Origin of the sequence: Paenibacillus sp. FSL H8-0548 (assembly GCF_038630985.1) — a bacterium.
GTDB lineage: Bacteria > Bacillota > Bacilli > Paenibacillales > Paenibacillaceae > Pristimantibacillus.
The window spans coordinates 634,268-658,294 of sequence record NZ_CP152049.1; the positions used below are offsets into that span (position 1 = coordinate 634,268).

17 protein-coding genes and 2 pseudogenes are annotated in these 24,027 nt (G+C 43.4%); 17 read left to right on the forward strand and 2 right to left on the reverse strand.

Annotated features, from left to right (window positions below; genetic code table 11):
- The first annotated feature begins 201 nt into the window (after positions 1-201).
- Positions 202-816 carry a hypothetical protein gene (locus MHI37_RS02800; RefSeq protein ID WP_076335041.1) on the forward strand — a complete coding sequence of 205 codons (615 nt, stop codon included), beginning with the start codon at positions 202-204 and terminating at the stop codon, positions 814-816.
- 1,178 nt (positions 817-1,994) lie between these two features.
- Here the strand turns inward: MHI37_RS02800 and MHI37_RS02805 are convergent.
- On the reverse strand, positions 1,995-2,693 hold the full coding sequence (locus MHI37_RS02805) for an ISAs1 family transposase (protein WP_083676057.1): 699 nt from the start codon (positions 2,691-2,693) through the stop codon (positions 1,995-1,997).
- 136 nt (positions 2,694-2,829) lie between these two features.
- Here MHI37_RS02805 and MHI37_RS02810 point away from each other — a divergent pair.
- The 4 genes and pseudogenes from MHI37_RS02810 to MHI37_RS02825 form a co-directional block, all read left to right on the forward strand.
- Positions 2,830-3,603 (forward strand): annotated as a pseudogene (locus MHI37_RS02810) (ABC transporter substrate-binding protein); the annotation flags it as partial.
- Positions 3,604-3,688: 85 nt separating this feature from the next.
- On the forward strand, positions 3,689-4,144 hold the full coding sequence (locus tag MHI37_RS02815; protein ID WP_076335043.1) for a hypothetical protein: 456 nt from the start codon (positions 3,689-3,691) through the stop codon (positions 4,142-4,144).
- Positions 4,145-4,552: 408 nt separating this feature from the next.
- On the forward strand, positions 4,553-5,101 hold the full coding sequence (locus MHI37_RS02820) for a TlpA disulfide reductase family protein (protein ID WP_076335044.1): 549 nt from the start codon (positions 4,553-4,555) through the stop codon (positions 5,099-5,101).
- Positions 5,102-5,353: 252 nt separating this feature from the next.
- Positions 5,354-7,265, forward strand: a pseudogene (locus MHI37_RS02825) (serine hydrolase domain-containing protein).
- Positions 7,266-7,362: 97 nt separating this feature from the next.
- Here the strand turns inward: MHI37_RS02825 and MHI37_RS02830 are convergent.
- Positions 7,363-8,202, reverse strand: coding sequence for a phytanoyl-CoA dioxygenase family protein (locus tag MHI37_RS02830; RefSeq protein ID WP_076335045.1), 840 nt, complete (start codon positions 8,200-8,202; stop codon positions 7,363-7,365).
- 139 nt (positions 8,203-8,341) lie between these two features.
- Between MHI37_RS02830 and MHI37_RS02835 the strand changes: the two genes are divergently transcribed.
- The 12 genes from MHI37_RS02835 to MHI37_RS02890 all read left to right on the forward strand — a co-directional run bounded on the left by MHI37_RS02835 (position 8,342) and on the right by MHI37_RS02890 (position 24,022).
- Complete coding sequence (locus tag MHI37_RS02835) at positions 8,342-9,229, forward strand: AraC family transcriptional regulator (RefSeq protein WP_076335046.1); 888 nt, start codon at positions 8,342-8,344, stop codon at positions 9,227-9,229.
- A gap of 65 nt (positions 9,230-9,294) precedes the next feature.
- Positions 9,295-11,049 carry a histidine kinase gene (locus MHI37_RS02840; protein WP_076335047.1) on the forward strand — a complete coding sequence of 585 codons (1,755 nt, stop codon included), beginning with the start codon at positions 9,295-9,297 and terminating at the stop codon, positions 11,047-11,049.
- A 20-nt stretch (positions 11,050-11,069) separates the two neighbouring features.
- Positions 11,070-12,698, forward strand: a complete 1,629-nt coding sequence (locus tag MHI37_RS02845) for a response regulator (protein ID WP_076335048.1) — start codon at positions 11,070-11,072, stop codon at positions 12,696-12,698.
- 126 nt (positions 12,699-12,824) lie between these two features.
- Positions 12,825-14,492 (forward strand): extracellular solute-binding protein, encoded by a 1,668-nt coding sequence (locus tag MHI37_RS02850; protein WP_076335049.1) that lies wholly within the window; start codon positions 12,825-12,827, stop codon positions 14,490-14,492.
- Between the two features lie 86 nt (positions 14,493-14,578).
- On the forward strand, positions 14,579-15,487 hold the full coding sequence (locus MHI37_RS02855) for an ABC transporter permease subunit (protein WP_076335050.1): 909 nt from the start codon (positions 14,579-14,581) through the stop codon (positions 15,485-15,487).
- 17 nt (positions 15,488-15,504) lie between these two features.
- On the forward strand, positions 15,505-16,386 hold the full coding sequence (locus tag MHI37_RS02860) for a carbohydrate ABC transporter permease (protein WP_076335051.1): 882 nt from the start codon (positions 15,505-15,507) through the stop codon (positions 16,384-16,386).
- A 28-nt stretch (positions 16,387-16,414) separates the two neighbouring features.
- Positions 16,415-17,467: a glycoside hydrolase family protein gene (locus MHI37_RS02865; RefSeq protein ID WP_076335052.1), complete on the forward strand. Its 1,053-nt coding sequence runs from the start codon at positions 16,415-16,417 to the stop codon at positions 17,465-17,467.
- Between the two features lie 86 nt (positions 17,468-17,553).
- The gene (locus MHI37_RS02870; protein WP_076335053.1) at positions 17,554-18,786 is read left to right on the forward strand and encodes a glycoside hydrolase family 125 protein; all 1,233 of its coding nucleotides are present in this window, start codon (positions 17,554-17,556) and stop codon (positions 18,784-18,786) included.
- Between the two features lie 187 nt (positions 18,787-18,973).
- Positions 18,974-19,762, forward strand: coding sequence for an AraC family transcriptional regulator (locus tag MHI37_RS02875; RefSeq protein ID WP_076335054.1), 789 nt, complete (start codon positions 18,974-18,976; stop codon positions 19,760-19,762).
- Positions 19,763-19,958: 196 nt separating this feature from the next.
- Complete coding sequence (locus MHI37_RS02880) at positions 19,959-21,326, forward strand: glycoside-pentoside-hexuronide (GPH):cation symporter (RefSeq protein WP_076335055.1); 1,368 nt, start codon at positions 19,959-19,961, stop codon at positions 21,324-21,326.
- Positions 21,327-21,381: 55 nt separating this feature from the next.
- Complete coding sequence (locus MHI37_RS02885; RefSeq protein WP_076335056.1) at positions 21,382-22,224, forward strand: creatininase family protein; 843 nt, start codon at positions 21,382-21,384, stop codon at positions 22,222-22,224.
- A 286-nt stretch (positions 22,225-22,510) separates the two neighbouring features.
- Positions 22,511-24,022 carry a malate:quinone oxidoreductase gene (locus MHI37_RS02890; RefSeq protein WP_076335057.1) on the forward strand — a complete coding sequence of 504 codons (1,512 nt, stop codon included), beginning with the start codon at positions 22,511-22,513 and terminating at the stop codon, positions 24,020-24,022.
- Positions 24,023-24,027 lie beyond the last annotated feature (5 nt).

The window sequence follows — 24,027 nt, forward strand, 5'->3', positions numbered from 1 at the left end:
TTTCCGAAGCCGACCGCCTTTGAAGCGGTCTACTGTGCTGTCGGAGTCGTGTTGACGCACGGCTCCTTCTTTATTTTTATTATAACGGTGTGAGTTTATACATGCAATAAGATAATCGCTTAAGCTTACAATCGGCAAGTGAGCGCAGTGAAAATCCATCGTATGCTACAGTTGCCGCTGCCTTATGAAAGGAGGATTAGTTTGAGGACGGATATCAACAATTGGGTGACCTTAAATGTACCCGAAGTATGCACGATTTACTCAAAGATTCCTGTTACTTGGTGTATTGCAGGAGGCTGGGCTTTAGATTTGTATGTCGGCAAGCAGTCAAGGGAACATGATGATGTAGACTTAATAATATTACGTGAGGAGCAATTAACTACGTTCCAATATCTATCGAAAGATTGGACGTTGTACAAGGCCGAGAATGGAAAGCTCGATCGTTGGGAAGAAGGAGAGTTTCTCGCCGTTACAAATGATATCTGGGTTAGTAAAGATAGCAACTCCCCATGGGCTTTTCAAATTATGTTGATAGATTCAAACCATGACTCATGGATTTACGGAAGGGAAAAGTCTATCCGCAGACCAATGGCAGATATAATAGCAAAGACAAAAGAAGGGATCCCATACTTAAAGCCAGAAATACAACTTCTCTATAAAGGTGGAAGTTTAAAAATCCGAGAAAAGGATCATAACGACTTCTTGAATGTTCTACCTTTGCTCGAACCACAATCCAAAGAGTGGCTCAAAGCTTCGCTGCAGACACAATTTCCAGAGGGACATGTTTGGATGGAATATATCGAAAATAATAACTGATTGGGGTTCCGTTATTTATGTAACTTTTAAGTGTGCTTGGTTTGCAAAAAAAACGCCAACAAGTTGCAAACAACCGGTGTAGTAGCCCCCAACCCAGCCCATCCACCTTCCGGGTGCTACCTTGCTTCACTTGGCCTTTTGTTGGCGATCCGTTTGCTTGACCCAGCCACGGGTGGATGACTTCCCCCGGCTCAAACCGGATTGCCGCTCAAGCCCCGTCCTCCACGAGTTTCTTACTCCACAAGTCCTCCCAAGCGTAGCCAAGGGAGATCGTTGCACATAGGCGCTGGCATATCCTCCGAAGCACTCCCGCCGCGTTGCTCCGAACCCCTACTTTTTCTGCTTGGAGTTATTCGAGCATGGGGGTTCGTGGGGAGTAAGAAGCTGGAGTGATTGGAGCTCTGTGGAGGGGAATCCGGTTGCTACGGGGGAAGAGTAAGAGCTGAGGGGAGAGTAGTATGTAAGATTTGAATACATCGCCATGTGGGCTGAATGCTCAAGTTGATGTATTTTTTATGCTTGAAGTCAACACGGAATCAACAATCGCTCACTGAAGATACTTACAAATATCTCCGAGCCGAGCGCACGCCCTCGTATTCACGAAAATATACCGTACGGCACTATGTAGAGGCAAAACAAAGGCCGGTCAGCCCCTCCTCTTGAGAGTGACTGCTGGCCCACTTAGTAGTTTGTGGTTTAAACCAATTCTTTTAAAAAAATCAACAATTCCTAAACTTCTAGAACCCAATCAACGTACAATCAACAATTAGGGTTGAAAATCGAACAGATTCCCCTCATTTTGCATCCCGCATGCGGTCTTTCGGAAAATACCTCGTGGAAAGAGTAGGAGTTTAGAAACCCTTGGGAAGGTCGTCCTGAGTATATAAGTATTTGAGGCGAGTTAGTTGGATGATGTCTTCTTGGTTAGGCTTAGATTTAACTGGGAATCAACAATAGTAGATCGAAATTGAATTCATGAAAACTCGTATAGATCATCAGAAACACGTAAAAACGCTCAGCACCCCACGGCAAATTCATGAACCCAGATATTACCAGTGGGAATAGCAATGATTATTTTCGAAATATTACAGACTTCTCCTTTCATGTATGTTGAAGGTATAAAGAAGCTCCTTCGATATAAAGAATGGGGGGGGAATTCACCGTCTGATGGTTAAATACTACATTTGCTTGAATGCCATGTTAATCAAATGATCGTGATAGTCTATATCCGCGGCTGCGATGATTCTTTTGTTGGGCTTGCTCGTTTTTGGTTGGATCTTGGTTTCATTTTTGAGCACATTGAAGACCATCCGTTTGACGACGGCTAGATTTTGGGCTGCTGCCGTTTCTCTTGTTTGATTGCGGTCGTCTCCAAAGGTAACATCCAGACTCCAATGCATGCTTTCAATGCCCCAATGTTTCCTTGCAGCCGTAGCGAAGTCGGTCACATCGTCTACGCTGCCAATATAATAAGCGGTTTCTGTGGTGGTTTTAGTCGGGTCAGCGATAAACGATACCTCGCGTTTAACCATGCCAACCCCTGTCAGTTTGGCCCAGTCACCTTGCGCATCGCCCATCCAATCGATAAAACGGGTTGAAAATTCCTGGGGTTGAATCAACGAAAAGCCTCGCTTAATCGTGGATAAGGAAGAAATACCGTTCATTAAGGAGATGTATTTTTTAAACCACTCTCCAGTTGCTGGCACTTTTGCCCACGTATAGATATCGTCCCATTCATCGTATCCGCAAAGGACACCGCTTACGACAATAAACAGAATATCCGTTAGTCGATGATACACTTTCCCTTCCTGCCTATTATCCTGAAAATCACTAAAATACTCAAAAAAAGTCCCTTGATATCTATTGTCGCTCATCATGATCCCTCCGAAAATACGTCTAAGCTCTATCTTACTCCTTGAGAGGCCTTGCTGAAAGAGGGATGAGATATTCACTTTCTACGGGCGCCAAAATGAACCAATATTTATGTTTATCTACCAGTATGTCTCTTCATGAATTCGCCGTGCTCTTGAGAAGGGCCTTGGAACAAAAATTTCCGAGCTCGTATCGGATAAGAAGCAAGCGAACAACAAAGAGGGTAAATACCAAGTCGTTAAGCTTACAACGACTGAGCCTTTCCCTCAAGTACTTAACTATTTGGCTCACCAATCAGCAGGCATCGTGTCCAAGAAACAGGTAGAGAGCATCAATACGTACGCCGTGGACAAATTCGACGTGAACAAAGATATTCCTTATGGCGACCAAAATACGGTTACGGAAGGCAGCACGTATAACAATACATTGTATACGAGCGGTCCTTACATCCTATCCTCGAAAAACGATTACGAGGCGATCTTCTACAAAAATCCAGCCTATATGACTGGCACGGACAATGAGCCGAATATCGCCAATATTAAAATCCGCTTCATTAAAGACGCAGACAGCACCTTGTCCGCGCTTCGCAGCGGCGAAATTCATATCTACTACGGCGTATCCGAGACAAAATTCGACGTCGTGAAGAGCGACAGCAAGCTGGCGCTCCAAACGGTTCAGAGCAACGCTATTTCTTACTTGCTGTTCAATACGAAAAACCGCCCAGTGGCGGAAAGCGCAGACCTGCGGAAAGCTGTTCTTTACTCCATCAACCAAGATGAGATCTTGTCTTTTTATAACGGCAACAAGTTCAAAGCCGTCTCGACGCTTAGCCCGCTTGTCGACACAGGCCTGGAGCTGAAAGCTGATCCGGCGAAAGTGAAAGAATCCCTAAACGCCTACAGAGCGAGCAAGTAACGCTTAATATTGGCAAGAGACTGCCTCCGGTTATCACCTATGATGTTCTAGGCAGTCTCTTTCACATACAAAGGAGAGTTCACGAATGGCTGACAGATTCAAGCCCGAAACCAAACTATCACAATGGGATGCCCTGATGTTGGAATCACTTAAGGCATACGGCTGGCCCAGTGATGAACCAATTAGCCGAGTTCAGGCCGGCAATCTGCCTACCGATGATAGCAAATTCCATTTCGATTACACCGCTTTAACAGCCTTAGTGAATGGGGAGGCGAGTACCTTTGAGCAAGCCGTTATGAACGGCTATCAAATCAAGTACAACACGATTCGCGGTATTCACAGCTGGGTTCTCGTCGCGCTGCAGGAAGAAGCGGAGCTTATTCTGGAGCCGGAGAACGAAGCAGTCATCGCTCATTTGTCAGAAGCCGACGCGCAGCGTCTAGCGTCAGTCTTTTCATTCGGATGGAGCTTATCGCTTCATGAGGAGACACAAGACTCAGACAGAAGCGCTTCGTATCGTGTCGCGCCTATTAGAGCTTAAGGGTTGGATGAGATAGATGAAATGAAGCGACAAGGAAGAGTTTGTGATTAGGGACTCCCGTGCGTGAACTGTGACCCATAAGCCATGAATTTGGCTAGGACACCCTCTTAATGATTCCAATTAGTGGCTGGCGGTTTTCGGTCATTCGGCCGCGATAAGCACACATAGGTGCTTATCGAAGTAAAACAGCTTGCTTTCTTGGGCAATAAGCACCTATATGTGCTTATGAGGTCGAATTGAACTTGCAGAAAGAAGGGTCATAACCATGGCTCTATTTAGTGATATCATGGTACAATATTCCTGGATTTATGAATTTTTATTAATTTTTTGAAAAAGCGATATTTTAAAAAGCGTTCTCAGTATCGTATAGATTCATCTGTTCAGTAAAAATGTGGAGGTTCATTTTTGATGAAGGTTAAACTGATGGCGGGAATAGCAGGTTTACTTGTATCGGCAGGATTAATCGTTGGGGGATGGCTCATTTATCAATATGTGAATGATGCGGCTTCGCTCGAATATGTGATGTCGGATCATTACGGTGAGCGAATGGTAGACTTCACTCTGGAGGATATCTCCGGTCAGTCAACAGCTGTATCGGCAACTTCCGGCAAGCCGAAGCTGATAAATTTCTGGACTTCATGGTGTCCAGGCTGCCAGAATGAGGCAGAGGATCTTAACAAAATTTATGCCAATTATAAAAATAATATTGAAATTATATCCATTAATGTAACGGCGAATGACAGCATGGAGGAGGCGAGTGCCTTCCTGGATGAATACAACGTTCAAATGCCAAGCTTGTTTGATCAGGACGGGATAGTCGCAGCTCAATATGGAATTACGGCGATTCCGACCAATTATTTTATTAGAGCTGACGGAACTATACTGAAAATAACGTATGAAATTTCGGAATCGAGTGCAGACCCGCTCATCAAGGAGCTGCTGGAAGAGGTGAATTGACGGCCAAAACTAGAATCTGGCGCGTTACTTTGGGGTGAAATGTCCAGACGTGCTGCAAGGAGACATATCGCCTGCTGACCACGATCGCTGAATAGGAGTTTATACAATTTTGAACGAACAATCCCTAGACAAGCTGTTGTTTAGGGATTGTTTTTTGTCGTTTCGAGCTGTTTCCACGAATACCACCAACCTCTCTTGTATGCTGAATACAGCCAATCAAATCTGTTAAAGAATGCTAAGGAGGAAGTTGAAATGAAAAAAATCATTGCATTAGTGATGACTGCTATCTATTTGGTTACACCTATGAATCAAGCTTCAGCACAAGGCAATATGGAAACCGTACAGGAAATGGCTCAAAATCTGGCTTCAACGATTGTGTCCGATTATGGGGTAACAAGCTTGCAGTACGCCATTAGGGATTCGGGATCGATTGTTTTATCGGATAGCGCTGGTGTGTACGATAACGCCACCAACGCTCCAATTACGAAGGACACGATGTTGCTCAGTCAGCAAAATGTATGTGACGGCCGCAGCGATGATGCTTGCTGATGCCGGCCAGATCGACATCGATCAACCGCTCATCACGTATATCAAGGATTTCACCATGGCAGATGGAAGATATAAGGACATTACACCGCATATGCTAATGAATCACTCGTCAGGGCTTTATGGCACGCACTACGAGAATAGCATGCTGTTCGATGACAATGACACCTAGAGTCATGATGAATTATTAATGAGGCTGCGATCTGAGAACCTAAAGTCCGATCCAGGTGAATATTCGGTGTATTGCAACGATGGATTTCAACTGCTTGAAATCCTTGTTGAACGAGTCAGCGGCTTAAGCTATACCGAGTTTCTAGAACAACAGGTTAGCAACCCATTAAATTAAGCTCTACCAAAACGCCGCTTGATTCATTTGACAGAGAAAAGCTTGCGAAAACCTATTACCCTGCAATGGAGCAGGCATTGCCTGTCGAGAATGGGAACGTCATCGGGGCAGGCGGGATCTACGCCACTGATGAAGAACTAACGATTTTCGGAGACGTATTGAGCGGTAATCATCCGAATATTTTATCCGAGAAGTCAGCTATCGCTATGCAAAGCCCTGAATATAAAAATGGTGTATGGGTATCGGAAGAGACAAACTATTTCTATCGCTGTCCTGTCATCAGGAGGAAGCTCGCTCTATAATAGTTTATTTGCATCTAACGTACTATTAGCATATTTGCAAGAGAAAGGTAAGATTGATCATATCCTGCCGGATAAAACCTTTGAATCTTCGGTGAAGGTAGACATGCCAGCGGAACAGCTCGCTTATGCCGGCTTATATGGTGCAGTAGGCTCAACAATGGAGGTCGCGATTAAGAACGGAGAGATCGATCTTCCGGCTCTTGTAGGGGGAATTATCCCGCCGCAAACCTATATGTACACGGGAAATGGACAATTCACCAACAATGAAGGCAATGTGACGGTAAGCTTTGACAAAGAAACGAATGGCAAAACCTATTTTAAGCTCAACGCGTATTTGGATTTCCCTGGAATTGGTCAAACGCTAATGGTTATCTATGACTATCAGAAGCTGGATAGCAATCCTCTGGAAGCTGCAACAAAAGCCGCATGGGAAAAAAGAAACGCTAAAAATTACTACGCACTGGAGGAAAAGATTACTTCGATGTTCTATCTTTTTCCTGAGATTTTAACAAAGAATATCGTGGTGGATAGCGATAATGGCTATGCATCTGGCACTAAAATTTTGGATGAGAATAAAGCGATAAACATCGTTGAAATTCCGGTTATGAGCGGAAGAGATGTTTTTGATTTAAGCTTCTATACAAAGAACGACAAGGAATATTTGATGATCGACGGACTGTCCTTCATGAGTGAAGATGATGTGAAACCGATCTATGGCGGGAAAACGTCGATCTCCACCATTCAGGCTAGCGGTCATGCCGTATGGTTTAAAATAGATAAAAATTCAGCAGGCAAAGAAATGACTATTGAAGCTCCAGCGAGCGGAGGGGTTATCGTTTATGATGAAGATGGGGTGCTTGTATATTCCTCGATCATAAACGCGGAGCATTCGGTTGTGCTGCCTGAAGGCGGAATGATTGTTTTGGGCGGAGAGGCTCAGGATGTATTTCAGATTAGCATGAAGAAGTAGATATTACTCTTTCTTCTCGTAACAAAACAGCGGCATTCTAGGACTTGTTTTCTTGTCCTTGGATGTCGCTGTTTCTCGTATTGGGGTGAGATTCCCTTTATATCATCTCGATCGCTGGCTTCGTTGTGTATACCACTGGGAAATGTTCACCCTGAAGAATTTCTCCAGCCTTCACGTTTACGTAATCGAGCATCACGTGATTGGAAGAAGGCTCGTATTTCGTATGGCCTGGCATGTAGTGGACCGCAATTGCTCGGCGATGCAGCTCGGAGCGGTTGTGAGGGCTGCCGTGCCAAGTCATACAGTGATGATAGCCAACCTGTCCCTTCTTGATCTCAAAAGGCACGGCCTTTACAACAGCGTCCTTTTGCAGCAAATCGGGCTGTTTATGGAATGGCATGAAGTTTTTGTCACTGGCCAAATATTTCTGATGATTTCCCCACTTATGGCTGCCGGGAACCATCCACATACAGCCGTTTTCGATGACTGCATCGTCCAGCGCTACCCATGCACTGACAAGATCGGCTGGCTGTATGATTGGCCAAAGTGGATGATCTTGATGCCAACCGGTCGGTCCGCCTGATACCGGAGGCTTGTATTGGACTTGATCGTGCCAGATGCGAACGGTATCAGTTCTGGAAAGCTGTGCAATCTCCTCGCAAATCCGAGGGTTTGATGCATGCTTGAAGAAGACATCGCTCGCCATCCAAATGTTTACGATTTGTACAACGCGCTCGCTTACCGTCATTTTCATATTGTCGTAGAGTGACCCCGCATCCGCCATGTTATGATTGAGTACTGGTTTATTGACTTTTTTGCCGTCCATAACGTCTTGCAGTTCACTGCGAAGCACCTCAACCTCTTCATTGCTTAATACGACATCCCCTTTAAGAAATCCGTCCTGATCAAACTGCTTCACTTGCGCTTCCGTTAACATGATTCAACGCACCTCCATGATAATGAAGTTGATTTTGTATACGCTTTAAATATACATTAGTAGCAATGAATAATATTTAGACAAATAACGGGGAGATTTATGTTTTTTCAAGATTTAGATGTCAGGAGGACTGATCTATTTGCATTTAGGCTCGCTTTACGATTGTAGCCCTGCAGTTAATTTCGCTAGCCGCGATGCGGCAAACGCGAATGTGCAATGGGGGCCGCGGATCATCCCTGACTGGCAGTTTTTTTATATCATATCCGGTGAAGCCTCTCTGGAGATGGGGCGGAGCCGGTACCGCATTTCACCCGGTGAGTGCGTAATGCTTGGGCCGCTCAATGCCCATTTGCTTGAGACGACGAAGGCTACCGAATACTATAGTGTTCATTTTGCATTCCGTAGTGATTCCCCCATACCCGTACACCCTGGCTATTTAATTCGTGAAGCGGATACGGAGCAGCTGGCGATGGAGCTGAAGCGGTATCGCATCGCGATTCCAGGCGAGACGGATCTCGAACTGCCGAGGCACTTCTCGATCATCCTCGCGGAGCAGATATTTGCCCGCATCGTTAGAGAGTACAGTAGAGAATATATCGCCTATCCATTCGCACTGCGTACTCTGATGATGGAGCTGCTGACGCTCGTTGTCCGATCAACTATGAGTACACAGACGGATGACCCAGTGAGAAAGACTGGACCGGCGCTGGATGCAATGCGTGAACAACCAGCCAGGCATTGGACAGTAAGTGAGCTGGCGGAGCTGTGCGGCTACCATCCGGGCTATTTCACCGTCATCTTCCATCAGGAGATGGGGCAGAAACCGAAGCAGTACATGATATCTGAGAGGATTAAGCAGGCAAAGCAGGCGCTGCTGCGGGGAGAACCCATCGAAGCGATTGCTAATGCGCTCGGTTATGCGAGCATTCACTATTTCAGCAATAATTTTAAGAAAGAGACAGGTCTCTCACCCAGCGAGTTTAGGCAGTTGCCCAATGCCGCCAAATCAAAGGACCGTAAAGAATAAAACAGCGGTAGTCTAGGACTTATTTTCTCATCCACCACCAGAATCAGAACAGAGGAGATCCGAAATTGAAAAACTTATTTCATATCCGCAAGACAATACTCGTTAATCTCATAACTATGTTTGTCATATTAAATGCACCGATTTATTTGTTTACTGTGTATATGAACCATCAAGTCGAGCAAAGTATCTTGCAGCGGTCTATGGATGCGATCCATTTGAATGCGCGTTATTTTCTTAAGAGCTTTGAGACCGAGATCGAGCGTATAGACAGCCTCAAGAATAGTTATTTAGTGCATGAGGATTTCTTAAAGCTTGCTAACGAAGGGCCGTTTATGGAACCCTATACGAAGAGTGAGCTTATCTTATCTGTGAAGGACAAGCTGGATTTGTTGAAAACCTCCAGTCCATTCGTGCAGGAAATAAAAGTGTACTTCCCTTCTCTGAAGAGAGGTGTGTTCGCCAGCAGTTACGAGGATCGTATGTCAGAAGATGAAATTTCCAGAATAACGGAATCCTATTTGACGAATGCAATGCTTTATGGTTACGGCTCATCATTAGCTATGGGCGGGTTGAATCCTGTACCTATGAAAATAGATAATATCGCTTTTGCGATGGAAATTGTGCTTTCTCAGCCGACGATTGAATTGATGCTTAGCGAGATTGGAAGTCTTAATTCTTACGAAAATGGATCTGCCATGCTGTTCAGCCCAGAACTCGAATGGGTAATATCCGACAGTCCAGAGCTGATGGATAACCATTCTTTGAAACAGCGAATGTATGCCATGCAATCCGGGTCAAAGCAGCCAGCTTATGACCAAATGAACCTTAACGGCACTGAATATATGGTAGTTGACGAGGTGTCTGAAAAACTGGGCGTTCATCTTATGGTTACGGTTCCCAAATCAGAGATGACCGGCATGCTGAGCAGGTACAAATATACGTATTTTGTTATTTTAATGGCTTCCTTACTTCTTGTGCTCGTATTCAGTTATGCAATCTATCGTTTGATTCATCGCCCCTTTCAAAGCTTGCTGGCCGGACTTCGACGAGTTGAAAAAGGGGATTACGATGTTGTTCTCAGTACCCGCAAGGGAGATGAATTTTCTACCGTATACCGTCAATTCAATTCCATGGCAGGCCGAATCAAAATTCTGATTCAAGAGGTTTTTGAGCATAAAATTCGTTTGCAGTCATCGGAGCTAAAGCAGCTGCAATCTCAAATTAATCCTCATTTTCTTTATAATAGCTATTACGTTGTTTATCGCCTTGCCCAAAATCATGATCTAGAAAAAGTGGTGGAATACACTCGCTTTCTTGGAGACTATTTCAAATACATTACAAGAAATGCATCCGACATCGTGAATCTTGCTGATGAATTTCATCATGCACAGGCATATATTCAAATTCAGATGATCCGGTTTTCGAAACGGATAATCACAGAATCAGACGGGCTTCCGGCTGGCGTAGAGTCTTTGCAGGTACCAAAGTTGATTTTGCAGCCGTTGATTGAAAATGCTTACACGCATGGCTTGGGAAGCAAGCTCTCTGATGGCTTTTTAAAAATATCATTTGTGCGTGAGGAACAGCGGCTCAAAATTGTGATTGAGGACAACGGAAATGAGCTTACAGACACTGCGCTGGCAGAGCTTCACACGCAATTAATGCGATCGAACGATGATCTCATTTATGAGACGACCGGACTAATCAACGTGCATAAACGGCTGCAGCTAAAGTTCGGCAAGGATTATGGCTTGCATTTGGAACGCAGCAAATTGGGCGGGTTGAGCATTACGATCACCATTCCTGAGCATCAGGAATAATTAACGGAGGATGAAACTATATGATGTATAAATTAATGATTGTGGATGACGAGCCATTGTTCACGGATGGTTTGGCCGAATGCTTGCGGGACATGCGTGACCCGGAATGGGAAATAATAAAGGCTTATCACGCTCAAGAGGCTTTGCAGTACATGGAGAGAACGCCAGCGGATATTATGCTGCTGGATATTCGTATGCCAGGAATGACAGGATTGGAGCTTCATCGGCAAATTCAAGTGCGCTGGCCGAGATGCAAGGTGATTTACTTAACCGGCAATGACGAATTTAGTTATGTGCAGGAAGCGCTGCGGCAAGGCGGGGTAGAGTACATTTTAAAGACCGAGGGTGACGAAGTTATCATGGAAGCTTTGCAGAAAGCTGCCTATGAACTGCAAGCGGAGCTGCAAAAGGAGCAATGGGTGGAGGAAGCAAGAGAACGATGGTTTCAGGCCAAGGCCTCACTTCGTAAATCTTTGTTAATGGATGCGGTTAATGGATATTCCGAGGAAGAGGGACAGCTTGCTATTTCGTTCGAGGAGCTTGATATTCCGCTGCGAGCCGATCTACCAGTACTTATCGTATTGGGAAAAGTTGATCATTGGCCGTCAAAAATCAAAACCACGGATTGTAACTTGTTTTTATTCGCCATTCAAAATATTGCGCAGGATTTGCTCTGTCAATCTACAAATGTTTTCTCAGTTGACAGTGACCGATCACATATCCTTTGGTTTCTTCAACCGAAAGATTTGAATATCTCGCATGAACGCTTAATCTATTACACCGAGGGCATAATGGGGCAAGTGCAGGAGAAATGCAAGACACTGCTTCAATTGGATATTTCTCTGGTGATGAGTGACAGCATTGTTCCGTTCGGAGAAATCGATATGCAATACCATCGTCTAAAAAACGTAATGTTTCGACATTTTGGACTGCAGCGCCAAATTTTTGTTACTGACCGCAAGCATCCACAGGAAGAGGAATGCTCGGAGAAAACGCTGCCTGGCAAGAGAATAACGGGTTTGAAGTATGCGCTCGAGCACAATCAAAAACATGAATTTCTGCAGCAAGTTATGCAATTAGCCGACTTATCCACGCCTCTTCAGACGGATACGGAATGGCAACAAGCCGAAGTGTATTTCGAGCTGGTTTCCCTTGCATTAGCAACGATCCAGAAACTGGATATGAAATATGAAGTGGAGTCCAGATTTGACCTGTCTTCCATTCTTAAAGGCGTTTATAGCTTGAAATGGGATGTTTTTCTTCATGAGTATCGTGATATTATGGCCTATATTTTTGACAGCCGTACACAAGAATGGGAGCTTCAAAATACAGATTTGGTCTTGCAAATTAAGAAGTTTATTGATGAAAATCTTCATTTGGATCTTTCCTTGACTAAAATCGCTGAGCACGTAGCCTATCATCCTGCTTATTTGTCACGCTTGTACAAGCAGTTAGCCGGGAAAAACTTATCGGATGCCATAACAGAAATGCGCATAAAACGCGCAGAACAATTGCTGCTGGATACGTCCTTGAAAGTGCATGAAATCGGAAAGGCTATCGGTTTTGAATCGCCGCGATATTTCACCAAGTTCTTCAAGATGAATAACGGGTTTACCCCGCAGGAATTTAGAGAGCGCTACATCAAATAAAAATCGTCGCGTAAGAGAGAAGTTAACAAAAGACTACGATGTCAACATTGTATGCGTTCTCACTTTGAATAGCGGATGCTAAGATTACTCACGAGGCTAATTATCCTATTTAAGCGGGGGGAAAATATGAGAACAAACAGATGGGTCATTATGGTATTGTTAGCAGTTTCGTTGGTTGTATCCGCATGTGGAAACGGCAATAATACGAACAACGAAGGTTCTACCGAATCGAAAGGCAACAACACGGGAACGAATCAGAACGGTTCAGGAGAACAAGCGGGATTGATTGAGGTGCATGCAGCCACCCATTCGGAACAAAATTGGAGATTTCCGGAAGGGGACAGCTTCGAAGACAATGCTTGGACCAGAGGGTATGAGAAAGAGCTGGGTATCAAGCTCGTTTACGATTGGACGACAGCATCAGGCAACTATTTTAACAAAATGAATATTTCTATTGCTTCTAGTGACTTGCCGGATATATTCGTGGTCAACGGAGCCCAATTAATGCGTTTGGCTGAGGCAGGACAGCTTGCAGACCTGACTGAGGTTTATGGTGAATACGCGACGCCTTTCACGAAAGAACTGACGGAAGGAGATGGAGGCCTTGGCTTGGGAGCTGCTACCTATGAGGGGAAGCTCATTGGTCTGCCTAAACTTTCATCAACGATTTATAGTCTGCCGATGGTATGGCTGCGGACGGATTGGATGGACAAATTGGGACTGCCGGAACCGAAAAGCATGCAGGACATCATTGCGATTTCAGAGGCATTCGCTAATGAAGACCCGGACGGAAACGGAAAGGCTGACACGTTTGGACTTCCGCTAAACAAGGATCTCTATGGCGGTATCGCTTCTTTAAACGGGTTTTTTAATAGCTTTCATGCATATCCGCAAACTTGGATCGAAGACAGTACAGGAAAAACGGTTTATGGCAGTACACTTCCTGAGATGAGAACTGCGTTGGAAGAATTGAAGAAAATGTATGAGAAGGGCTTAATTGACCCCGAATTTGGTGTAAAAGACACAGATAAGGTTATCGATGATTTCGTAAATAATAAATTCGGCATGGTTTTTGGACACAATTGGGTACCGCTCAACTTCATTGACATGAAGAAAAAGAATCCGGAAGCCGATTGGAAAGCTTATCCGCTTCTTTCCGTTGATGATCAAACGGCGCTTGGCAGTGTGGGTTTCCCTGCATCGGAATTCACGGTAGTCCGCAAAGGCTTCAAAAATCCTGAAGCAGTGGTCAAGATGCTCAATTTCTATCAGGAAAAGCGTTATGGGGCGACTAAGGATGAAGCTGTATACAATCCAAACGATGCTAACGGCGATCAGACTCACGTTTACACATCTGCTTTTGTCATGTCGGATAAAGCCAATAATGTGACGATCTCCGATCTTAAAAATTTGGCTGAGGCAGTAACGAAAGAGGATAAAAGCATTTTGACCGATTACATTCCGGAGTATAGCAAGATGGTTGAATTTAAAAACAATAACGACCTCTCCGGTTGGGCATCCACGCGCCAGGGTGGTCCTGAAGATTCTGGATTCTCCATCTTAATTAAATCCTATGACTCTAATGCTTACGTTTCTACTAAATTCGGAGGCCAAACCGATACCATGTCCTCGAAATGGAGCACGCTGGATAAGCTTGAGAAAGAAACATTTACGAAAATCATTCTCGGGTTCGCAGACATATCCGCATTTGACGAATACGTTAATAAGTGGAATGCGCTTGGAGGAGAGCAAATAACGAAAGAAATTAACGCTGAGCTCTCTTCGCAGAAATAGCAGGAATGCATAAAGGTGGGCTGTCAGACAAGCGCTGCAGCCCCTTCTTGCCTCCAACGGGTTAGATGCACAGAGGAGATGACAGAATGAATACAATCGTGAACCGCAGGTGGAAGCGGCAGTGGCCCTTGTATGCCATGCTTATCCCAGCAGTCATACTCGTAATTATATACAGTTATATTCCGTTAGCAGGCGGAGTCATTGCGTTTCAGGATTTTAAGCCCTCCAAGGGTTGGTTTGGATCAGAGTGGGTGGGGCTTAATCAATTCCGTTATGTGTTCGAGCTCCCGGATATCTGGAAGGTTGTGCGCAATACGATTTGGATCTCTTTATTGAAAATGCTAGCCAATTTGGTTGTTCCCATCGTATTTGCCCTGCTGCTTAATGAGATTGGAAAATCGTTTATGAAGCGCTCGCTTCAAACTTTAATTTATTTACCGCATTTTTTATCCTGGGTAATTCTCGGAGGCATTTTAATTGATATTTTATCGCCATCCGAAGGGATTGTTAATCATTTCATCCAATGGCTAGGCTTCAAGCCGATTTTTTTTCTGGGGAATAATAGCTGGTTTCCCTCTGTTCTAGTTCTGTCCGATACATGGAAAGAGTTTGGCTTTGGCACGATTATTTATTTGGCTGCTTTGACAGGGATCAATCCTGCTTTATATGAAGCAGCCGTAATCGACGGGGCCAGTCGTTTTAAGCAGATGCTGCATGTGACGCTTCCGGGAATGATTCCAATTATCGTTCTTATGGCTACATTGAGCCTGGGAAATGTGTTGAATGCTGGTTTCGATCAAGTATTTAATCTTTATAATCCTCAGGTTTATGAGAGCGGAGATGTCTTAGATACGTTGGTCTATCGTATGGGCCTGGAGGATGCTCAATATAGTGTTGCAACTGCAATAGGGCTAATAAAATCGATTGTATCGTTTATTTTTATATCCGTTTCGTATTGGCTGGCATACCGGTTGGCTAATTATAGAATCTTCTAGCAAAGGAGGGAGAGTATATGCGGTCGGCTTCTTGGGGACGTGTTGCTTTTCAGAGCTTTAATTATACTTTTTTGATTATGGTATCACTATTATGCATACTGCCGCTTGTTCACATACTAGCGATCTCATTTAGCTCTAGTTCGGCGGTTTCCGCAGGAGACGTTACGTTTTGGCCGGTCGATTTCACTGTGAAATCCTATTCTTTTATTTTGGATAATCCAAGATTTTTGGCATCAATTGGCATAACTTTACAACGAGTGCTGTTAGGTACCGGACTGAGTCTTTTTCTGACCATATTGACGGCTTATCCTCTCTCGAAAGAAACATCTGCGTTTCGTCACCGTACTCTATTTGCATGGTTTTTTGTATTTACTATTTTGTTTAACGGTGGATTGATTCCATGGTATATGACCATTAAGATGACAGGTCTGATTGATACGTTGTGGGCTTTAGTACTGCCGGCGGCGGTCGCTGTCTTTAATATTATTCTCCTTTTAAACTTCTACAGGTCATTGCCAAAAGAATTGGAGGAGGCCGCTGTTATTGACGGGGCGGGACATTGGCTCATTCTTTGGAAGATCATGGTACCGCTGTCTATGCCGGCTATTGCCACCATCCTGTTGTTTACCGTCGTCCATCATTGGAACTCTTGGTTTGACGGCATGATTCTGATGAACAAACCGAGCCATTATCCTTTGGCTACTTATTTGCAATCTGTCATTATTAAGCTGGATTTTGAGAATATGCGGCAGTCTGACATTTACATGCTGGGACTTATATCCGATCGTACTTCCAAAGCAGCGCAAATCTTTCTGGGTACTCTGCCTATCCTTTTGGTATACCCGTTTCTTCAAAGATACTTTATGAAGGGTATTGTTATGGGAAGTGTGAAAGGATAAATTCATTATGGCTTGGAGGTAGTTGAAAATGACAAATCCGATATATCCTCTAATCCTTCCCGCCCCTAAAGCGGGAGGATACCGTGAGGAAAATTATTATATTTGGTGCGGCTCCTGTATTCGCGGGGAGGATGGACGCTATCATTTATTTGCGTCGCGATGGAAGAAAGAACTAGGTTTTGGTGTTCATTGGCTATTTAATTGTGAAATCGTAAGGGCGGCCAGTGACGCTCCTGAGGGTCCCTATCACTATGAGGAAACCGTACTTGGACGGCGCGACCGCTCCTATTTTGACGGAATGAATCAACATAATCCTCATATTAAGTATTATAACGGCACTTATTATCTCTACTATATGGGAACTACTTATGGGGGGCCTATTCCAGGACCAAACGATTTCATCCCGTCTGAACGCGGGGCTGAGGTCTGGAACAATAAAAGAATCGGTTTGGCCGTTGCAAGCTCTGTATTCGGGCCTTGGAGTCGTAAAGATACGCCTTTGCTGGAGCCGCGTCTGGGACAATGGGACGGAACGATTACTACTAATCCCGCAGTAGCCATTCTCGACGATGGAACGACCTATATGATTTATAAATCAAGGGAGTATTCGGGATCTACTCTCCAACTCGGTGTAGCGATCGCTGACAACCCGGCAGGTCCCTTCCAGCGCTTGTCGAACCAACCGATTCTAGGCTTTGATAATCCCGATTTGCATGTTGAAGATCCATATCTATGGCATGCCGATGGCCAATTTCATTTGCTTATGAAGGATGATTTTAAAAACAATTGCGGAGGGATCACTGGAGAGTGGGGAGCAGGAATCTATGCGACCAGCGACGATTGCATACATTGGAATATCCATCCCGACCCAAAGGCCTATTCGAGAACGGTAAAGTGGGATGATGGCAGCGAAATCGAAATGTGCAACCTAGAGCGGCCGAATTTATTATTTCAAGACGGGGTTCCGACGCACTTATTCGCTGCAACGGGTACGGGCGAGAAGGCGTGGCATTTTGATCATACTTGGAATATGGTGATTCCGCTAACTAACGGCAGTCAGCCTAAGCATAATGAATCATGATTAAATGAAGGAGGGGCTCTGTCATCAATACAGATGCTGCAAAATTACCGGAAGCCATTAACCTATGGAGTCAGACACTGAAAATAATGCTTGGGGATGAGCCCAAACGCGCTGCTATTTTTGAAACATGCGTTGCAAATACATGGGAGACAACACTCAAGCGGCTGGATGACGGAACTACCTTTGTGATTACAGGGGATATTCCAGCTATGTGGCTTAGAGATTCGGCTGCTCAAATTAGGCCCTATCTATTGATTGCCGGGGAAAACTCGGAAGTCAGGGATGTGATTGCAGGACTGGTCGAGCGGCAATTTCAGCTGGTGATAACAGATCCTTATGCAAATGCATTTAATGAGGGGCCAACGGGCCTCGGTCACACCGAAGATTTAACGGAAATGAGACCATGGGTATGGGAGCGCAAATACGAGGTCGATTCGTTATGTTATCCGATCCAGCTAAGTTATCTGCTTTGGAAAAATACGGGCAGAACGTCACATTTTAGTGCCGCTTTTCGCGAAGGGTTATCGCTCATATTAAAGTTGTGGAGAACGGAGCAGTATCATGAAACCCAATCCGAATACCGTTTTCAACGCATGAATTGTCCAGCAACCGATACATTGATTCGTGACGGCAAAGGATCGGAGACAGGCTATACCGGAATGACTTGGTCGGGTTTCCGGCCGAGTGATGATGCCTGTACGTATGGATATTTAATTCCTTCGAACATGTTTGCCGTCGTTGTGTTAAGATACGTCGTTGAAATAGCGACTGAAGTGTTAAATGACACGGAATTGGCGAAGGAAGCTATGGATCTTTCAAATGAAATTGACGCAGGTATTCAACAATACGGCATCATTGAGCATCCAGAGTTTGGGCTGATATATGCCTATGAGACGGATGGAATGGGAAATTATAACCTTATGGATGACGCGAATGTCCCAAGTCTACTGTCTAGCGCTTATTTAGGCTACTGTTCCATGGATGACCCGATCTATGTCAATACTCGCAAATTCATCCTTAGCTCGAATAATCCCTTCTATTTTAAAGGTGCTGCCGCAGCGGGAGTGGGCAGTCCGCATACTCCGTCTGACTATATTTGGCCAATAGCTTTGGCTATGGAGGGTTTGACGAGCGAGAGCAACAACGAAAGAAAAACAATCCTTAAACTGCTTGAAAGCACGGATAATGGGTGTGGAATGATGCATGAGGGATTTCATAAGGATGATCCATCCTTATACACAAGGGAATGGTTCTCATGGGCGAATATGATGTACTGCGAGCTGGTACTTCGAACACTTGATCTTCAAGTGAAAGGTTAGTTTTCAAGAAATAACGTAAGACGCTGCCCCCAAAAATAATCCTTTTATCGTTTGAAAAAAAGTCCCCTCTTGTGGGACTTTTGTGTTTTAATCAGAGTAATGTTAACAGCGGGGATAGAGAAATCAGCAATTTAAAAGCATAAGAGTTATAATAAGTAGTAGCAAATATATGAGGCAGGGGCTTGAGATGAAGGAACATCGCGTAGCTTATAATGGGAATGTAAATATAGGTTTAAACACAGATGTCAATAGACCAACACCTGAATATATTGAAGCAGTCCATAAGCTAAGAGAGAAATTTCTATATGCTATTCAACATAGCAATCTGGATGATATAAATGAATATGAAAGGGACTTGAATCAGAAATTTAATGATAAGCATTTAAACATTCTTAATCGAGTCCCAAATGATAAAATTAGATCTTATAAAAACATTTTATTGTCGCACAATACCCTTTACAGCTATTCAGCTGAAAAAGGAGGCTTAAGTGCATGGCAGACTCACTTTATATCGGAAAAGTATGCCATCATGATCGAGCATGCCGAACATATCTCTGAGCTGGATAAGATTCATTCAAATATGGTTAAAGAGTATTCTGATCCAACAATCCGAAAATCTAACAGTGACAAATTAACAATCGTAGAGAAGGCAGAAATATATATTGAAATGAACTTTGCAGAGGACATTTCCATGGACGAAATGGCAGGAAAGCTGCATGTTCATCCTTCCCATTTGATGCGAGTATTTAAGAAGGAAAAAGGAATAACGATTAGTTATTATCGTAATCAGCGAAGAATAAAGGAAGCGAAGCAGCTTATTCTTTACTCCAATCTTTCCATGACTGAAATTGCCATTATGATTGGATTTAGCAATTCTCAGTATTTTTCAAAGTTTTTTAAAGAGGAAGCAGGAGTAACTCCTTTAGAGTTCAAAAAAGGTATCATTAACGATTCTAAAAAAAATTTAGTGAATTGATCGATATAAATAGTGGAACTCTTAGGCGCATAATAAACTTTGCGTCTATTTTTTTGCGGTTTTTGAAAAAATTGATGCAATTATACTATAAAAACATGCAATTGTAGCGTAAAAGTATTTTTAATATTGAATGTATACTAAATAAATAAGCTCGAAATAGAGCGCTTACTTGCAGGAAGACAGAGGAGGAAGAACGATGAGAAAGTTTGGAGCAAGAGACCAGGTAGGATACGCGCTAGGAGATATAGGTGGAAGTTTCGTCAACTTATATATAGGTGGATTTTTCTTAATCTTCTGTACGTATGTTTTAGGTGTAAGCCCTTACTTTATGGGGACCTTGTTTTTATTAGGCAAGTTTTTTGATGCCGCTTGCAACGTAATTATGGGAACTCTTCCAGACCGTTGGAAGCTAGGGAAATCCGGCGATAAATTTTTGCCGTATATTACGATCTCCAAATGGATATTAGCAGCTTCTTGCTTACTGTCTTTTGCAGATGTATCTGGTTTGGGATCTACTGCCACGCATATTTGGGTCGTATTCGTCTATTTATTCTTCTGTGTTGCTTACACAGCTGATTCTATCCCTTACGGTTCTCTGGCATCTGTTATTACTACTGATCCTGTTGAACGCACCAAATTATCTCGTGCACGGGCTATTGGCGGGATGGTTGTTGGACTTGGTTTCTTATCCTTTGTTCCCATGTTTATCTATGATCATTCTGGCTCTGTAATTCCAGAAGCCTTTTTCCAAATTGCTATCGTATTTAGTATTTTATCGGTATTAGCTTATACAGGGCTTGTACGATTAACGACAGAACGTATTCGTGATGATAAACCCGCAGGTGCAAAATCCGATTACAATTTTAAGGATGCATTTAAAGTAGCGCTTAAAAACAGACCGTTGATTGGTATGATGGTTGCTTCCGTTGGTTCACTACTTATGATCAATGGTGTAAGTCAATTAGCACCTATCGTCTTTGCAGAACGTTATCACATGCCTGGTGCTTTTACGATCAACTCCTTTATTAGCATTGGTATTACGCTCGTATTGTTCACGATCATTCCTAAATTGGTAGCTAGGTTTAATAAAAGAAATATTATTATTGCGACCTCAATCTTCAGTTTTGCTGCAACACTTTTCATCACATTTGTCACAATTGAAAATGTATACGTGTTCATGGCTGTATATAATCTAGCTACAATCGGTTCATCTGTTTTTGTTATGGTGGTTTGGGCTCTTGTAACCGATTGTATCGATTATGCCGAGCTTCAAACAGGAAAGCATTACGAGGGTACACTTTATTCTCTATATTCCTTTGCTCGTAAAGTCGGTATGGGACTAGGCGCTGCTATCGGAAGCTATGCTTTAGGATGGGTAGGGTTCGTTTCTGGGGCAAAATCTCAATCACCGGAAGTAGCAGAAGGCGTATTGAAAATGTACACGGGTATGCCAATACTCGCATTCGTTATTATTTTAATCGGTGTAGGTCTAATCTATAACCTCAATACAAAGCGAACTAATGAAATGTATGCTGCGTTAAAAGAAATGAGAGCAGCTAAATAAGAAAAATTCTAATGTATAGTGAGTTCTTATCTATAAAAGAATAGGAGTGTTTGATATGCGTACTAGATTCCTTTCAAAAATGACCAATGGGGAAGTTGAACAATATTTAGATCGAAATGATATTATCTATGTTCCAGTTGGCGTAACGGAAACTCACGGAGCCTTGCCTTTAGATTCTGAAACCGTTTTAGCAGAAGCGATCGCTTTGAAAATGGCTGAAGCATCTGATGGGCTTGTTCTTCATAATTTACCTTATTTCTTTCCAGGTGGAACGACTGTCGCTCGCGGCACGATTCAAATGAGTGTAAAAGATGGGATGGCTTATTTAGATAAGATAGCGAAGTCGTTGTTGAATCAAGGCTTTAGACGACAAATTTATGTTACATCTCATGGTCCAGCGTATTTGACCGTAAGTGGTATGGTTCGTGATTTCTTTGATGAAACGAAAGTGCCGATCCTCTATATGGACTTGTTAAAAGCGGCAGAAATAGTCAATTTTAATTTACTGGAGCAATTCCATGCTATAAGTATTGGAGCATATAAGGTGCTGGGCAGACTAGAAGATGTACCATTAAACGTACCTGAATCGCAGTCGGTTACGTATGATGTGCAGCATATGCTGGCAGGCATGAATAAAAATCCTGGAAATCTATTAGGCAAGTATGCTTATCAATCTGGCGCTGTTGGTTCTTATTTTCATGAGCCCTCTGATCATATGGCAACACCGCTATTAAAAACGCCTGAAGACAGAGAAGGACATGCAGCTGCGGGGGTTCAAGCGATTAACGAGCTTATTCAAGCATTGAATATGCCAGCTATTGCAGAATCACTTCGTCAAGTGGACGATTATACTAAGGATACTATTCTTCCTAAATACGGAGCGCATTTACCAAGCTAATAGTTAACAAGCCGTGTGAATCCTATGGATTCACATGGCTTGTTTCGTTAAATAGAGAAAAATAAGGATAAAAACTGCAGCAGGCTGTCTTTACTGAAATTTACCGGCTTTTAAATAGGTTATAACTAGCTTATAATAGATGTAGCAATTATCTTAATCTATTAATTTAGTGATACAATATAATGAGGTTTTAATTGATACGGAAAAGGTTGACTAGGTCGCACCTTGGCTTGCTGTGGAGCGCCAATATCTTTTCTTCAAATATTAGCGTGTTAGGAAGGTAAAAATGAGCAACAGACAAACTAAAACAGACGTTATTTTAATTGGTGCCGGAATTATGACTGCCACTTTGGGGACACTATTGAAAGAATTAGTACCGGACTGGAAAATTACAGTGTTTGAGAAGCTCGCAAGTGCAGGAGAAGAAAGTTCTAACGAATGGAACAATGCAGGAACGGGACATGCTGCGCTATGCGAGCTTAACTACACCTCCGAAAAACCGGACGGATCTGTAGATATTAGCAAAGCGATCAATGTTAATGAACAGTTTCAGGTTTCCATGCAGTTCTGGTCTTATCTCGTAAACAGAAATTTAATACGCAACCCGCAGGATTTTATTATGCCATTGCCGCATATGAGTTTAGTGCAAGGGGAAAATAATGTAGCGTATTTGAAAAAACGTTTTGAAGCGATGTCCAACAATCCACTGTTTCAAGGGATGGAATTTTCCGATGACCCGAAAAAACTAATGGAATGGATTCCTCTTATTATGAAAGACCGTTCAGTGAATGAGCCCATTGCGGCCACAAAAATTGACACGGGAACGGATGTTAACTTTGGTGCTCTGACTCGAATGCTGTTTGACCACTTAAAGAGTAAAAAAGTCGGTATTCACTACAAGCAGCAGGTTAATGATATTAAACGTACGAGCGATGGTTCATGGGAATTGAAAGTAAAGAATGTCGATAGCGGTAAAGTTGAGAATCATACTGCAAAATTCGTCTTTATCGGCGGTGGCGGCGGAAGCCTGCATTTATTGCAAAAATCGGGCATTCCTGAAGGGAAACACATTGGTGGATTCCCAATAAGCGGAATATTTATGGTGTGCAACAATAAGGATGTTGTAGCTCAGCATCATGCAAAAGTATACGGCAAAGCTGCAGTTGGGGCACCGCCAATGTCTGTTCCGCATCTGGATACCAGGTTTATCGATAACAAAAAATCGTTACTATTTGGGCCGTTTGCCGGCTTCTCGCCGAAGTTTTTAAAAACGGGCTCTATGATGGATTTGATCACTTCCGTAAAAGCGGATAATCTCACAACTCTGTTGGCCGCAGGTGCCAAAAACCTTTCCTTAACAACTTACCTCATTCAGCAAGTGATGTTATCGAAAGAAAAGCGCATGGAAGAGCTGCGAGCGTTTATCCCGAACGCCAAAAGCGAGGATTGGGATTTAGTAGTAGCTGGCCAACGTGTGCAGGTTATTAAAGATACTGCTGCAGGCAAAGGAACGCTTCAATTTGGTACGGAAGTGGTTAGTGCGAGTGATGGCTCAATAGCGGCATTGCTAGGTGCTTCTCCGGGCGCTTCTACCGCTGTTTCCGTTATGCTTGAGGTCATTAACAAATGCTTCCCGCAGCATGTCAAAGAGTGGGAACCGAAAATAAAAGAAATGATTCCTTCTTATGGCTTGTCACTAATGAAAAACCCAGAGCTTATTCGCGAAATTCATACTTCAACAGCGCGGACGCTTGTTCTAAACAGTGAGCAGCCACGCGTCAAGCAGACTTCTTTCTAAATTCC

Coding starts and splice junctions, on each gene's coding strand:
- MHI37_RS02805 (WP_083676057.1), bottom strand. CDS start 2,693: ATGATGAGCGACAATAGATATCAAGGGACTTTTTTTGAGTATTTTAGT.
- MHI37_RS02815 (WP_076335043.1), top strand. CDS start 3,689: ATGGCTGACAGATTCAAGCCCGAAACCAAACTATCACAATGGGATGCC.
- MHI37_RS02820 (WP_076335044.1), top strand. CDS start 4,553: ATGAAGGTTAAACTGATGGCGGGAATAGCAGGTTTACTTGTATCGGCA.
- MHI37_RS02830 (WP_076335045.1), bottom strand. CDS start 8,202: ATGTTAACGGAAGCGCAAGTGAAGCAGTTTGATCAGGACGGATTTCTT.
- MHI37_RS02845 (WP_076335048.1), top strand. CDS start 11,070: ATGATGTATAAATTAATGATTGTGGATGACGAGCCATTGTTCACGGAT.
- MHI37_RS02850 (WP_076335049.1), top strand. CDS start 12,825: ATGAGAACAAACAGATGGGTCATTATGGTATTGTTAGCAGTTTCGTTG.
- MHI37_RS02855 (WP_076335050.1), top strand. CDS start 14,579: ATGAATACAATCGTGAACCGCAGGTGGAAGCGGCAGTGGCCCTTGTAT.
- MHI37_RS02860 (WP_076335051.1), top strand. CDS start 15,505: ATGCGGTCGGCTTCTTGGGGACGTGTTGCTTTTCAGAGCTTTAATTAT.
- MHI37_RS02865 (WP_076335052.1), top strand. CDS start 16,415: ATGACAAATCCGATATATCCTCTAATCCTTCCCGCCCCTAAAGCGGGA.
- MHI37_RS02870 (WP_076335053.1), top strand. CDS start 17,554: ATGCTTGGGGATGAGCCCAAACGCGCTGCTATTTTTGAAACATGCGTT.
- MHI37_RS02875 (WP_076335054.1), top strand. CDS start 18,974: ATGAAGGAACATCGCGTAGCTTATAATGGGAATGTAAATATAGGTTTA.
- MHI37_RS02880 (WP_076335055.1), top strand. CDS start 19,959: ATGAGAAAGTTTGGAGCAAGAGACCAGGTAGGATACGCGCTAGGAGAT.
- MHI37_RS02885 (WP_076335056.1), top strand. CDS start 21,382: ATGCGTACTAGATTCCTTTCAAAAATGACCAATGGGGAAGTTGAACAA.
- MHI37_RS02890 (WP_076335057.1), top strand. CDS start 22,511: ATGAGCAACAGACAAACTAAAACAGACGTTATTTTAATTGGTGCCGGA.